The organism is Bacillus sp. z50 (assembly GCF_058313585.1).
Genome location: NZ_JBZFQL010000002.1, coordinates 320,435 through 335,284, shown reverse-complemented (window position 1 = coordinate 335,284; position 14,850 = coordinate 320,435). Strand labels below are relative to the sequence as shown.

Here is a 14,850-nt window from a genome sequence, read left to right as displayed (position 1 = left end):
AGAAGAATATGAAAGGTATTTTAGAAAAATATTAAAAGTCAGTCACATGGTACAAAAGGGTAGCCTAGCGATTAGATGGAAAATAGATATTTATTGAATTTTTTTTCAGTTTATGTTTTAACAGAATATTTATAATATATAAACTTTTTTTGTAGGAAAAAAGACTTACGTGAAAAAAAGTCAGATATACCAGGGTTTTTTCGACATTTCCGTGGAAAAAAACGGATAAGGTAACGCTTCCAAAATATGATATTTTTGTGAATAGCTATTTCTTTCTTTGGAAATACATGATAAATTATGAGTGGTTAGTAGATAACATCAATAGAATGAGAGTGGGAAATTTCCTGGGGGAAAAGAGTATGTCTATCAGACACGACAACCGACAATTATATCTGCAAGTAATCGACAAGATTAGACAGGACATAAGAACCGGTATCTATAAGGAGCATGAAAAATTGCCATCTGAGTCTGAATGGGCCAAAATACTCGGTGTGAGTAGAGCGACATTAAGAGAAGCACTCAGAATTTTGGAAGAGGATAATGTGATTATACGCAGGCATGGGGTAGGTACTTTTGTGAATTCCACTCCTTTATTCTCTTCGGGAATTGAACAATTAAAGAGTGTGACAGATATGATTTGCGAAGCGAACATGAAACCAGGAACAATTTTTTTAAACTCATTCATAGAGGGTGCAACAGAAGAAGATATGCGAAGGTTCGACTGTCAAATTGAGGATCAGTTTTTAGTAATCGAGCGAGTCAGAACTGCTAATGGGGAACCTGTCGTTTATTGCTTGGACAAGATACCTGTTCGTGTGTTACCGGAACCATCTCTTTATCAAGAGGAATCATTACTTCATGTCTTAGAAAGAACTGCCGGTATACAAATTACATACGCTGTGGCTGATATCGAACCACATGGCTATCACGAAAAGATTTCACCTATTTTAAATTGCAAATTGGACACTGCTCTGCTTTTACTAAAACAAACTCACTATGATAGTAAGGACAAACCATATCTATACTCGGCCAACTTCTTTAAAGCGGATACATTTCGCTTTCATATTTTGCGTAAAAGAACATAATTTATGCGCAAAATAAGAGAACTACTGCCAAAAAAATATAGGGGGTTAAGACCTTGAAAAAACGCAAATTTGGAATGGCATTGTCACTAGTTCTGGCTGCGGGCACAATTTTAGGTGCTTGTGGAAACAAAGAAGAGAAAGGTAACAGCAGTGAAACAGAAGGTAAGGACAATTTCACAGTTGCCATGGTAACAGATACAGGCGGGGTTGATGACAAATCCTTTAACCAATCCGCTTGGGTAGGTATACAACAGTTTGGTAAAGATAACAATCTTGAAAAAGGTAAAAACGGTTATGATTACCTCCAGTCCAAATCTGATGCTGATTACACTACTAACTTAAATCAGCTGGTACGACAAAAATTTGACCTTATTTATGGGGTAGGTTTCTTATTGTCTGACTCCATTACAGAAGTTGCCGAGCAAAATCCTAAGAGCCAATTCGCATTAATTGATTCTGTTGTAGATGTTGATAACGTGGCAAGTATCACATTCAAAGAGCATGAAGGATCCTTCCTGGTAGGTGTAGTAGCCGCGATGCAAACTAAATCCAATAAAATTGGATTTATTGGTGGAGTTGAAAGTGAACTTATTAAAAAATTTGAGAGCGGATTTATAGCAGGTGTTAAATCAGTTAAACCTGAGGCAGATGTTCAGGTAAAATATGCAGGTGATTTTAATAAAGCTGATATTGGTAAAGCTACAGCACAAGCAATGTATAAATCCGGTATTGATATTATCTACCATGCAGCCGGCGGAACAGGTAAAGGCGTATTTACAGAAGCAGTTAACATCACTAAAAATGATCCAAGCAAAGAAATCTGGGTTATTGGGGTTGACTCTGACCAAGCAGCATTAGGTGATGTACCTGGTACAGACAAAAATATCACATTAACATCTATGATTAAACGTGTTGATTTGGCAGTTGTGGAAGTATCCAATCTTGCTAAGGAAGGCAAATTCCCTGGCGGAGAAAATGTTGAATTTGGTTTAGAAAATGATGCAGTTGATATCGCACCTTCACAAGAAAACTTGTCAGATGAAATTAAAACTAAAGTTGCAGAATATAAAGAAAAGATTAAGAGTGGAGAAATTAAAGTACCATCTACTCGTGAAGATTTAGATACATTCTTAAAATAAGCACTTCCTAGTAAGGGATGAGGATGTGATCCTTATCCCTTGCGATTACCTTGGCTGATGTCAGTCTGACATCAGACCTTTAAGCAATATGGTAAAGGAAAGGTTGCTAAAACTAGATTGGCAACTTTTCTTTTGTCATCTTACTTATGAATCTTCTCTGGAAAAAGGAGTGAAAAAACTGTGGACTATGTTATTGAGATGTTGCACATCCGTAAAGAGTTCCCGGGCATCGTCGCAAATGATGATATCACCTTGCAATTAAAAAAAGGTGAGATTCATGCGTTGTTGGGAGAAAATGGTGCAGGAAAATCCACGTTAATGAATGTCTTGTTCGGTCTTTACCAGCCAGAACAAGGGGAAATCCGTGTAAATGGTAAGGAAGTAAAAATTACAAGCCCAAATATTGCAAATGACTTGGGCATAGGAATGGTGCATCAGCATTTCATGCTTGTTGATACGTTCACAGTAACAGAAAACATTATTCTTGGTAAGGAGCCCACCAAAGGTGGAAAAATTGATTTAAAAGAGGCTGCCCAGGAAGTTAGGCAGTTATCAGAAAGATATGGATTGAAAATTGATCCGGATGCCAAGATTTCTGATATCTCTGTAGGTATGCAGCAAAGGGTTGAAATCCTTAAAACTCTATATCGTGGAGCTGACATTCTTATTTTTGATGAACCTACAGCCGTATTGACACCACAGGAAATCAAAGAGTTAATACAGATCATGCAAAATTTGATCACTGAAGGTAAATCCATCATACTGATTACTCACAAACTTAAAGAGATTATGGAAGTCTGTGACCGTTGTACGGTTATTCGTAAAGGAAAAGGAATTGGTACTGTAAATGTCAGTGAAACGAATCCTAATGAATTAGCGAGTCTGATGGTAGGGCGAGAAGTGGTTTTTACAACTGTGAAGCAGGATGCAAATCCAAGTGGAGAGGTATTGAATATACAAGATCTTGTAGTTAAAGACTCCCGTGGTGTTGAAGCAATTCGAAGCCTTAACCTATCCGTTCGTGCAGGAGAAATTGTGGGGATTGCAGGTGTCGATGGAAATGGACAATCTGAGCTGATTGAAGCAATCACTGGCCTGAGAAAACCAGAATCCGGTACCATTTCTATAAATGGGACTGAAATCCAGAAGAAGAGTCCAAGGAAAATTACAGAAACAGGAATTGGGCATATTCCTCAGGATCGACATAAATATGGTCTTGTACTAGACTATTCAATTGGCGAGAATATGGTTCTCCAAACATATTATCAAAAACCACTTTCAAAATGGGGAATCTTAAATTATAAAAATATCTTTAATAAAGCTCGTACTTTAATTAAAGAGTTTGATGTTCGTACTCCAAGTGAGTATACTCCGGCAAGAGCTTTGTCTGGAGGAAACCAGCAAAAGGCGATCATTGCTCGTGAAATAGATCGAAATCCTGATTTGTTAATTGCTGCTCAGCCAACACGTGGCCTTGATGTAGGAGCTATTGAGTTCATTCACAAACGTTTAATTGAGCAACGAGATCAGGGGAAAGCAGTATTGCTTGTTTCCTTTGAGCTGGATGAAATTTTAAATGTTAGTGACCGTATTGCTGTTATATATGAAGGTTCCATTGTGGCTATTGTTGATCCTAAGAAAACGACTGAACAGGAACTCGGATTATTAATGGCAGGAAGTAAGGTTAAGGAAGCGGGGAAAAGCTAATGTATAAAAGATTATCGAACTTATTAATCCCTGTTATAGCTGTCTTGCTCGGTTTAATCGCAGGTGCTATCGTAATGTGGGTCAGCGGTTATGATCCGATAGCTGGTTATGGAGCTTTATGGGATGGTATATTCTATGATTCCTATGCAATAGGTGAGACAATCCGTCAAGTGAGCCCTTATATACTTGCAGGTTTAGCCGTTGCCTTTGCATTTAGGACTGGACTTTTTAATATTGGTGTTGAGGGCCAGTTTTTAATGGGATGGTTAGGTGCTGTTTGGATTGGAACGTTATTTACTGACCTTCCTAAAATCATCCATTTGCCGCTTGCGGTCATTGTTGCTGCTTTAGCTGGTGCTTTATGGGCATTCATTCCAGGTCTCTTAAAAGCTAAATTTAGAGTGCATGAAGTTATAACAACCATTATGATGAACTACATTTCTCTTCATGTAGTTAACTATATTATCACTTACGTTTTAACAGATAACATGGACAAAACTGAAAAGATTGCTCCATCAGCATCTTTACGTTCTGACTTTTTAGCTGAAATGACGATTAACTCTAGATTACACTGGGGATTTGCGATAGCTATTCTTGGAGCAATCATAATGTGGTTTTTATTAGAGAAAACAACAAGAGGCTACGAATTAAAAGCTGTCGGTTTTAACCAGCATGCATCTAAATATGCAGGTATCAGTGTAGATCGCAATATAGTTTATGCCATGCTAATCTCTGGTGCTTTTGCAGGACTTGCTGGTGCTATGGAAGGACTTGGAACATTCGAGTATATTGGTGTAAAAGGGGCGCATACAGGAGTAGGTTTTGACGGAATCGCAGTTGCATTACTAGGTGCTAATACAGCGATTGGAGTTGTGCTTGCAGCTTTATTATTCGGTGGATTGAAATATGGTTCATTAAATATGCCAATGGAAACTGGAATACCAACTGAAATCATTGATGTAGTTATAGCTTTAATCATATTCTTTGTTGCATCCAGTTATGTTATTCGTCTCATGCTGAGAAAGTTTAGCAAGAAAAAGGGGGTGGAATAAGTGAGTTTTTTAGAGATACTAGCGATACTTGTTCCTTCTACACTTGTTTACGCCTCTCCACTTATTCTGACAGCCCTCGGTGGTGTATTTTCTGAGCGTTCTGGTGTAGTAAATATTGGATTAGAAGGTTTAATGGTAGTTGGTGCTTTTACAAGCATTGTATTCAACTTGACATTTGCAGATACATTTCATGAATGGACTCCTTGGATTTCATTAGTTGTAGCTATGGTAGTTGGTGGGATTTTCTCCCTATTGCATGCAGTTGCATCTATAACATTCAGGGCTGACCAAACAGTCAGTGGGGTAGCTATTAATATGTTGGCGCTTGGAGCTTGTATGTTCCTTGTGAAATTAGTTTACGGAAAAGGACAAACTGATAAAATTGCTGAACCATTTTACAGTTTTGATATACCTGGTTTAAGTGATATACCTGTATTGGGTAAAATTTTATTCTCAGATGTATATTTAACCTCGATTCTGGCGATTGTGATTGCTGTGATTTGCTGGTATGCCATTTATAAAACACCGTTTGGTTTACGCCTTCGTTCAGTTGGTGAACATCCAATGGCCGCTGACACAATGGGGATAAACGTTAATAAAATGCGTTATATTGGTGTTATTTTAAGTGGAATTCTGGGAGCGTTGGGTGGAGCTATTTATGCTTCGACTATTGCTTTAGACTTTACTCATGCGACAATATCCGGACAAGGTTTTATGGCGCTTGCAGCTATGATATTCGGTAAATGGCATCCAATTGGTGCAATGGGCGCAGCGTTATTCTTTGGATTTGCGCAATGTTTAAGTATTGTAAGCTCAATGCTGCCATTCTTTAGTGACATTCCGAATGTATATATGTTAATTTTGCCATATGTATTAACGATTCTGGCTTTAACAGGATTTATTGGACGTGCAGATGCTCCAAAAGCATCCGGTACGCCATATATCAAAGGAAAACGTTAAAAGGTAAACTCATTCATGATTTAATCAAAGACAAGTGCTGTTCTTATTGCAAGAGCAGTCCTTGTCTTTTTTTTTCTAACCTAAAGCGTGTCGATTTTAATTAGATCGAATTTAGAAGAAAGAATGAAAGAAGGTCAGGGTCAGTTCCTTGATTTACATTCCATTTAACCTGTATATTCAAACTAAAGGTTTAAAAAAAATCCTTGAGACGAACAATATGGTTAAGAACCTGCATAACATTGAGTAAAGGGAGGTCAAAAATATGGCAGTTATTGATGAGATTAAACTAAAACAAGCTGGCATTACGATTCATTTTGTACCAACTAAGAAATTTAAAACAACGACGCTTGTTTGGAAGATGAAAGCACCTTTAAAGGAAGAAACCGTTACATATAGAGCTTTGTTGCCAAATGTCCTGCAAAGTAATACAGCTGCATATCCAACATCTACAGCTTTCCGCTCCCATCTAGATCAATTATATGGAGCCAGTCTTTTTACAGATGTCAGTAAAAAAGGCGAATATCATATTATGAGTTTTCAAATGGAAATGGTAAATGAACGATTTTTATCCAAGCCTGAACCGCTGTTGGAACAAGCGTTTAAGCTTTTACATGATGTTTTGATTAATCCTAATGTAAAGGGAGATGCTTTTGATGCGGATACAGTTGCAAAGGAAAAGCGTGCTCTGAAACAAAGGCTGCAGGCTGTATATGATGATAAAATGCGTTATTCTTCATTACGCTTAACTCAGGAAATGTGTATGGAAGAAAATTATCGGCTGGAAGCAAACGGGATTATAAGCGAAGTCGATGAAATCACTCCTGAATCCCTATACAATTATTATAAAAAAGCGTTTGCCGAAGATGAATTGGACCTCTATGTAATTGGGGATTTGGATGAAGCCAGGGTAACGCAAATGTCTAGTGAATACTTTCAGTTCGCGGAGAGAAAACCTGAACGGGTTATGCATAATAAACATGATATCCTTGAAGTGAAAGAACTGAAAGAAACGCAGGATATCAAACAGGGTAAGCTGAATATTGGCTACCGAACAAATATCACTTATGGCGATCGAGATTATTTTGCTTTGCAAATGTTTAATGGGATATTTGGAGGGTTTTCACACTCTAAACTTTTCATAAACGTTCGTGAAAAAGCAAGTTTGGCGTATTATGCCGCATCACGACTTGAAAGTCATAAAGGTCTTTTAATGGTTATGTCCGGCATTGATAATAAAAATTATAATCAGGCAGTAACGATCATAAAAGAACAAATGGAAGCTATGAAAAAGGGCGAATTTTCGGATCAAGAAATGGAACAAACAAAAGCAATCATTAAAAATCAATTGCTCGAAACGATCGACACCTCCCGTGGTCTAACAGAAGTTCTATATCATAATGTGGTTGCCGCTGTTGATAAACCATTGGATGATTGGTTGTCTTCGATTGATAGAGTAACAAAGGATGAAATTGTGGCTTGTGGAGAAAAAATTCAAATGGATACGATCTATTTTTTAAGTGGAGATGAGGTGACTGAGTAATGGAGAAAATACTATTTGACCAGCTTCAGGAAGAATTATATTTCGAAAAAATGGATAATGGTTTGTCTGTGTACATCCTTCCGAAAAAAGGATTTAATAAGACCTATGCCACTTTTACAACTAAATATGGATCAATCGATAATCATTTTAAAGAGCCCGGTGCAGATGAATATTCCAGGGTCCCGGATGGAATTGCGCACTTCCTAGAGCATAAATTGTTCGAAAAAGAAGATGGTGATGTATTCCAGCAGTTCAGTAAACAAGGTGCAGCGGCCAATGCTTTTACATCCTTTACTCGAACAGCGTACCTTTTTTCCAGTACAACGGATGTAGAGAAAAATTTAGAAACATTAGTTGATTTTGTCCAGGAACCATATTTCTCGGATAAGAGTGTGGAAAAAGAAAAAGGGATTATTGGCCAGGAAATTACCATGTATGATGATAATGCAGATTGGAGATTATATTTCGGTATTATTGAAAATCTATATCATAATCATCCTGTGAAAATTGATATAGCTGGTACCATTGAGTCGATTTCAGGAATAACAAAAGAACTGCTCTATAAGTGCTACAATGCATTTTATCATCCAAGCAACATGCTTCTGTTTATTACAGGGCCATTGGATCCGGAAACAATCATGCAGCAAGTTCGTGACAACCAGGCTAAGAAAAACTTCGATAAACGTGGGGAAATCGAACGGAAATTTGATGCAGAGCCGGCTAATGTCGCTACTAAAAAACGCTCAACCAATATGCATGTCCAGACGCCTAAGTGTGTGGTTGGATTGAAGGCAAATAATCCAACTCTCCAGGGGATTGATTTATTAAAACAAGAGCTATCTATCAACCTCTTTCTGGATATGACTTTTGGAAAAAGCTCCGAGTATTATGAAAAACTATATTCTGAAGGGTTAATTGACCATTCATTCTTTTATGATTATACACAGGAATATGGATTTGGATTTGGAATGGTCGGCAGTGATACAGATAAGCCGGATCATTTAGAGGAAGAATTGAAAAATATTCTTTTTGCGGCCCGCGAAGGAAAAATTGTAACAGAGGAAAAATTAAATTCAATTCGTAAGAAGAAAATTGGTGCCTTCCTCAGGTCATTGAATTCACCTGAATCGATAGCCAATCAATTTACACGATATGCTTTTAATGACATGAAGCTATTTGATGTTGTGACTGTTTTGGAAGCTTTGACCTATGATGAAGTGAATAAAGCAGTACAGGAATTTATAGATGAGGATAGAATGTCAGTATTTCAAATACTTCCATCCTGAATGGGTAAGAGCCAAGCCGTAATGGTTTTGGCTCTTTTTGTATTTAAATTTGTTTATATAATACAAGGTAAACGGACAATTAACCAGCTTAACTGATTCACTGGTTTACGATAACTATTTGGTAGGATTAAAGAAGCTTATATTAGAAACAATTGACTATTTTCAATTGGTGGTTTTACTTTTCATCTTCAAGCTTTATAATGAAAAGTATTGTAAGTGTTATTTACGGCAAGGGGTTTTTATTATGAATGGAAAATATGCACTCATTACGGGTGCTAGTGGAGGAATTGGTCAAGCAATTGCATTACGTTTGGCTGCAGAGGGCTGGAATCTATATCTCCATTATAACCGTAATCTTAGCGGAATTAATTCGCTTTTAGATCAGTTAAAACCATTTCAAATACAGGTGAAAGTAATTCAGGCTGATCTAAGTAAAGATGGCGGACATCAAGTTATAATTGACGAAATTAATCAAATTGATACGATAATACTAAATAGCGGTGACAGTCATTTTGGTTTAATAACAGATATAACCGATGACCGAGCCAAACAGATGGTTTCATTACATATTACATCTCCCTTTTTATTGACTAAAGGACTAGTTCCTAAGTTAATACAAAAAAAAGATGGCAGTATCATTGCCATTACTTCTATTTGGGGAGAAGTGGGTGCTTCCTGTGAAGTTCTTTATTCAATGGTAAAAGGTGGACAGAATTCTTTTATCAAGGCACTTGCGAAGGAGCTTGCACCTTCTGGAATCCGTGTAAATGCTATATCACCCGGTGCAATTTCCACACCTATGCTCAATCGATTCGATTCTGAAGAGCTTAGAGAATTGGAAGAAGAAATCCCAATGGGGCGGTTGGGGCATCCGAAGGATATCTCTGGAGTTGTTTCCTTTGTCCTCTCAGAAGACTCCAGTTATATAACAGGGCAGATTATCAGTGTGAATGGCGGATGGAATACATAAGTATTTAATGCTACACTATGTATTTTGCTTTCCACTCGTCAGTAAATCAGATATGATAGGATATAGGGAAAATATTGAAGGAATTTGTCAAATATTTCTCTTAGGGGGAACGGTATGGACAAGAAGGAATGGTATTTTGAATATGAAATTAAAATTAACCGTCCCGGTTTGTTAGGGGATATTTCTTCTTTGCTAGGAATGCTCTCCATAAATATCGTAACCATCAATGGTGTGGATGAGGGGAGAAGAGGTATGCTTCTCTTGGCGAAGGATAATCGTCAAATTGAACGCCTGGAATCAATTCTGCAAACAATGGATACGATAAAAGTAACTAAACTTAGAGAGCCGAAATTAAGAGATCGGTTAGCAGTCAGACATGGTCGTTATATACAAAGAGATGCAGATGATCGAAAAACATTCCGATTTGTAAGAGAAGATCTTGGGCTTCTAGTTGATTTTATGGCCGAGCTTTTTAAACAGGAAGGCCATAAACTAATTGGAATCAGGGGTATGCCCCGGGTTGGTAAAACTGAATCGATTGTTGCTGCAAGTGTTTGTGCGAATAAGCGGTGGTTATTTGTATCTTCCACCTTATTAAAACAAACCGTTCGAAATCAATTAATTGAAGATGAATACAATGAAGATAACTTATTTATTCTGGATGGGATTGTTTCAACTCGCAGAGCCAATGAAAGGCATTGGCAGCTTGTGCGTGAGATCATGAGACTTGATTCAATTAAAGTTGTTGAACATCCTGATGTGTTTGTACAAAATTCAGAGTATACAATGAACGATTTTGATTATATTATTGAACTACGTAATGACCCGAACGAAGAGATCACATATGAAGCAGTAGACCAACAGTCCTCTTTATTTGGAGGATCCGAATTTGGATCGTTTGATTTTTAGTGATTAGAAGGTGTTTATATGACGGAATTAGGTAAAGTATTAAAGGAAGCCAGAGAGTCTAAAGGATTAACCCTGGATGACCTTCAACAGATAACCAAAATACAAAAGCGTTATCTTGTTGGTATAGAAGAAGGCAATTATGAAATGATGCCGGGCAAATTCTATGTCAGAGCGTTTATTAAACAATATGCTGAAGCAGTTGGATTAGATCCTGAACAGCTTTTTGCGGAGCATCAAACGGATATTCCTGCGGCAGTTCAGCAGGAGGAGATTCCTCAAAAATTATCTAGAGTGCAATCGAAAAAAACATTGCCAGTACAGCATTCAAAGTGGATGGAAGTACTTCCTAAAATTTTGATAGCTGTGTTCCTTGTTGCAGTAGTGGCTATTATTTATTACTTTGTAGCAAAAGCCATTGGTAATAATGATGACACAGGGACAGTTAATCAAAACGGTGACCCTGTAAGACTTGAGCAGGGTGAATCCACAAACCAAGAAGAAAACACCAATGAGAAAGAAGAAGCGGAAACAGAAGAAGAAAGTAATCCAGAGAATGCTGAGGAAGAATCTAAAGAGCCGGAAGAAGCAGGTTCTGCTGAGCTGAAAGTGACCTCCGCGAATGGAAAAAATACAACATATGAATTAAGTAATACAGATGAATTTAAGGTATCAGTAAAATCTACCGGCGAGACATGGGTATCTGTTAAAAACTCCAAGGGAGAAAATCTCTTCAATGGGGTGATTCAAAATGGAGAAAGCCAGGATTTTGATCTTTCAGATGATAATCAAATAGTCATGAATATAGGGAAAACTCCAGACACTGAAATTTTTGTTAATGATGAAAAACTGGAGTATGAAAGTGAACTGATTGTTCAAAACATAACGATTGATTACACGAAGGAGTAAGATTGGAAGGTCATCAATGGATGGCCTTCTCTCGTCTATCCTTTTATAAATAAAATTTAAAAGTAAAGTGAGGAACATCAAGTGAATTTACCGAACAAGATAACGATTTCCAGAATTTGCATGATCCCTGTGTTTATGATTATCATGCTTCCATCCATTGATTGGGGAACGTGGGTGATTAACGATGTGGAGTTGCCTATCTCTCATTTTGTTGGAGCTATCATTTTTATCATTGCTTCCACTACTGATTGGATTGATGGATATTATGCTAGAAAACATAATCTGGTCACAACCCTTGGAAAGTTTCTTGATCCGTTGGCAGATAAACTTCTTGTATCTGCAGCATTAATTATCCTTGTAGGATACGAGTTGGCCCCTGCTTGGATTGTTATTTTAATTATCAGCCGTGAATTTGCGGTAACAGGTCTTCGCCTGGTTCTAGCCGGTGAAGGTGAAGTGGTTGCAGCGAATCAATTGGGTAAAATTAAAACATGGACTCAAATCATAGCTATAGCTGCATTACTATTGCATAATCTACCATTTGCGTGGATTAATTTCCCGTTTGCTGATATAGCTCTTTACGTAGCCTTATTCTTTACTCTATGGTCTGGCTGGGATTACTTTGCTAAGAATAAACATGCGTTTTTAAATTCTAAATAAGGGTATCATTCTAAATATAACTTGTTAAATGGCGGGTGACAGAATGAATGCAGAATTAATAGCGGTAGGCTCTGAGTTATTACTTGGACAGATTGCAAATACCAATGCTCAGTTTATATCAAAAAGCCTGGCAGAGATAGGTATTAACGTATATTACCATACAGTAGTTGGGGATAATCCTGTACGATTAAAAAAGGCTATTGAAATTGCAGAATCCCGAGCAAATCTCATAATATACACTGGTGGGTTGGGACCAACAAAGGATGATATAACAAAAGAAGTTGTAGCTGCCCATATAGGTAAAACATTAATAACAGACCAAAAAGCTATGGAAAATATTGAAGAATATTTCAAGAAAATAAAACGGGTGATGACAGAAAACAACCGGAAGCAAGCATTGGTTATTGGAGGATCGGAAGTATTCCCTAATCAAAATGGAATGGCTCCCGGAATGGTTGTGTCTCATGGGGATATTCTTCACATTTTATTACCAGGTCCTCCAAGTGAAATGCAGCCAATGCATCAAAATTTTGCAGTTCCTTATCTTTTGAGATTAATGGACAGGGTGGAGCGTATAGATTCCCGAGTCCTCCGTTTCTTTGGTATTGGGGAATCACAGCTTGAAACAGAAATAGAAGATTTACTGGATCAGCAAAGTAATCCGACAATAGCGCCTCTTGCCTCAGATGGAGAGGTAACTCTTCGTATTACAGCTAAACATGAATCTATTGAAGAAGCTGACAAACTATTAAAAGAGACAGAAGAAAAAATTCTTTCGCGTGTGGGAGAATATTTTTACGGATATGATGATGCGACTATTATGACTGAACTTATCAATCTTTTAAAAGAAAATGAGCTTACAATATCGGCAGCAGAAAGCTTAACCGGCGGAATGTTTCAGGAAAAAATGACGGATATACAGGGAGCCGGTTTAATCCTTAAGGGCGGTATTGTTGTTTATACCAATGAAGCAAAGGAAAAGCTTTTGAAGGTCGAACAATCAACCATCGACCAATATGGAGTTGTCAGTGAGCAATGTGCTATGGAAATGGCTGATAATATTAAAGCCATGCTCCAATCTGATATTGGGATTAGTTTTACTGGAGTAGCTGGACCAGATGAATTGGAAGGTCATCCGGTAGGGACTGTTTATATCGGTATAGCCATTTCCGGTCAGAAAACGTACGCAAAGAGATTGGACTTAGGCGGTATGCGTGAGGTTAATCGGGTAAGAAGCATGAAGTATGGCTGTCATTTTCTTATCCGAAAGTTGAGAGAGTTATATGCATAATAGAAAACCCCAACTTATATGGTTGGGGATTTCTATTGTTTATAAAATTGAGATAATTTTAGTTTTACTTTAATTACTGCTAAAAGCATTCTGTTTGCTAGAGAGTTTCTTTAAATTTATTAGCAAAATTACCATTAAAACAATACGAATAAATGTTCGCTTTTTTACTTGTTAAATGGGGACAGATGAGGTATAGTATAAATAAGTTCTAAATTATACATGTAATGTTTTTATATAGATATGGGGAGGAAATAAACTGTGAGTGAACGTCAAGCTGCGCTCGATATGGCGCTAAAACAAATTGAAAAGCAATTTGGTAAAGGTTCAGTAATGAAGCTGGGGGAAAGAGCAGACAGAAAGGTTTCTACCATTCCAAGTGGTTCGCTTGCTCTTGATTCAGCCCTCGGTGTGGGTGGATATCCAAGAGGTAGAATAATTGAGATTTATGGACCGGAGAGTTCCGGTAAAACGACAGTAGCTTTACATGCAATTGCTGAAGTACAGGCACAGGGTGGACAAGCAGCATTTATTGATGCAGAACATGCTTTAGATCCGGCATATGCACAAAAGCTTGGCGTAAATATAGATGAATTATTACTTTCCCAACCAGATACAGGTGAACAGGCATTGGAAATTGCTGAGGCGCTTGTACGAAGTGGTGCAATTGATATTATCGTTGTTGACTCAGTGGCTGCTTTAGTACCAAAAGCTGAGATTGAAGGTGAAATGGGAGATTCTCATATGGGTCTACAAGCCCGTTTAATGTCTCAGGCTCTTCGTAAACTTTCTGGATCCATTAATAAATCTAACACCATAGCAATCTTTATCAACCAAATCCGTGAGAAGATTGGTGTTATGTTTGGTAACCCAGAAACAACTCCAGGTGGTCGTGCTCTTAAGTTCTATTCTACGGTTCGCCTTGAAGTAAGACGTGCAGAACAACTGAAACAGGGAAATGATATTGTAGGGAACAGGACTAAAGTAAAGGTTGTTAAAAATAAAGTGGCTCCACCTTTCAAAGTGGCAGAACTTGATATTATGTATGGTGAGGGTATTTCCAAAGAAGGAGAAATCATCGACATTGGTTCTGAATTGGATATTATTGAAAAGAGTGGGTCTTGGTACTCATATAATGGAGATCGCTTAGGACAGGGAAGAGAGAATGCGAAGCTCTTCTTAAAAGAAAATCCAGATGTTCGGGATGAAATTTCCATTAAAATCCGCTCAGCCTATGGATTAAACGGTGAAGCGAAAGTGGTTGAAGCAGCAGAGGAAATGGATAAATTTGATTTACCTGAATAAGTAGTTTGTAATGGGCAAACCTGATTATGGGTTTGCTCTTTCT

General features: G+C 37.6%; 13 protein-coding genes. All 13 read left to right on the top strand.

All coding sequences use genetic code 11. The features are described 5' to 3' along the window. Nucleotides 1-359 precede the first annotated feature (359 nt). The 13 genes from AC4G3N_RS07435 to recA all read left to right on the top strand — a co-directional run bounded on the left by AC4G3N_RS07435 (nt 360) and on the right by recA (nt 14,807). Nucleotides 360-1,085 carry a GntR family transcriptional regulator gene (locus AC4G3N_RS07435; RefSeq protein ID WP_066100299.1) on the top strand — a complete coding sequence of 242 codons (726 nt, stop codon included), beginning with the start codon at nt 360-362 and terminating at the stop codon, nt 1,083-1,085. 53 nt (nt 1,086-1,138) lie between these two features. After that, entirely contained in the window at nt 1,139-2,224 is a 1,086-nt protein-coding gene (locus tag AC4G3N_RS07430; protein WP_066100296.1) for a BMP family lipoprotein, read from the top strand. A 180-nt stretch (nt 2,225-2,404) separates the two neighbouring features. Further along, nucleotides 2,405-3,931, top strand: coding sequence for an ABC transporter ATP-binding protein (locus AC4G3N_RS07425; protein WP_066100293.1), 1,527 nt, complete (start codon nt 2,405-2,407; stop codon nt 3,929-3,931). Further along, on the top strand, nt 3,931-4,983 hold the full coding sequence (locus tag AC4G3N_RS07420; protein WP_066100291.1) for an ABC transporter permease: 1,053 nt from the start codon (nt 3,931-3,933) through the stop codon (nt 4,981-4,983). The genes AC4G3N_RS07425 and AC4G3N_RS07420 overlap by 1 nt, the downstream gene beginning before the upstream one ends. Then, nucleotides 4,984-5,943, top strand: coding sequence for an ABC transporter permease (locus AC4G3N_RS07415; protein ID WP_066100288.1), 960 nt, complete (start codon nt 4,984-4,986; stop codon nt 5,941-5,943). A 262-nt stretch (nt 5,944-6,205) separates the two neighbouring features. Beyond that, a complete protein-coding gene (yfmF, locus tag AC4G3N_RS07410) occupies nt 6,206-7,483 on the top strand; it encodes an EF-P 5-aminopentanol modification-associated protein YfmF (protein WP_066100285.1) in 1,278 nt (425 codons plus the stop codon). Next, nucleotides 7,483-8,769, top strand: a complete 1,287-nt coding sequence (yfmH, locus tag AC4G3N_RS07405; protein WP_066100283.1) for an EF-P 5-aminopentanol modification-associated protein YfmH — start codon at nt 7,483-7,485, stop codon at nt 8,767-8,769. The genes yfmF and yfmH overlap by 1 nt, the downstream gene beginning before the upstream one ends. 244 nt (nt 8,770-9,013) lie before the next feature. Further along, entirely contained in the window at nt 9,014-9,739 is a 726-nt protein-coding gene (gene ymfI / locus AC4G3N_RS07400; protein ID WP_066100280.1) for an elongation factor P 5-aminopentanone reductase, read from the top strand. Between the two features lie 114 nt (nt 9,740-9,853). Beyond that, on the top strand, nt 9,854-10,648 hold the full coding sequence (locus AC4G3N_RS07395; RefSeq protein WP_066100277.1) for a DUF3388 domain-containing protein: 795 nt from the start codon (nt 9,854-9,856) through the stop codon (nt 10,646-10,648). 18 nt (nt 10,649-10,666) lie between these two features. Continuing rightward, entirely contained in the window at nt 10,667-11,554 is an 888-nt protein-coding gene (locus AC4G3N_RS07390; RefSeq protein WP_066100274.1) for a helix-turn-helix domain-containing protein, read from the top strand. A gap of 81 nt (nt 11,555-11,635) precedes the next feature. Further along, nucleotides 11,636-12,214 carry a CDP-diacylglycerol--glycerol-3-phosphate 3-phosphatidyltransferase gene (pgsA, locus tag AC4G3N_RS07385; RefSeq protein WP_066100270.1) on the top strand — a complete coding sequence of 193 codons (579 nt, stop codon included), beginning with the start codon at nt 11,636-11,638 and terminating at the stop codon, nt 12,212-12,214. 43 nt (nt 12,215-12,257) lie between these two features. Continuing rightward, nucleotides 12,258-13,505: a competence/damage-inducible protein A gene (locus tag AC4G3N_RS07380; RefSeq protein ID WP_066100267.1), complete on the top strand. Its 1,248-nt coding sequence runs from the start codon at nt 12,258-12,260 to the stop codon at nt 13,503-13,505. 258 nt (nt 13,506-13,763) lie between these two features. Continuing rightward, nucleotides 13,764-14,807: a recombinase RecA gene (gene recA / locus AC4G3N_RS07375; RefSeq protein WP_066100261.1), complete on the top strand. Its 1,044-nt coding sequence runs from the start codon at nt 13,764-13,766 to the stop codon at nt 14,805-14,807. The last annotated feature ends 43 nt before the right edge of the window (nt 14,808-14,850 follow it).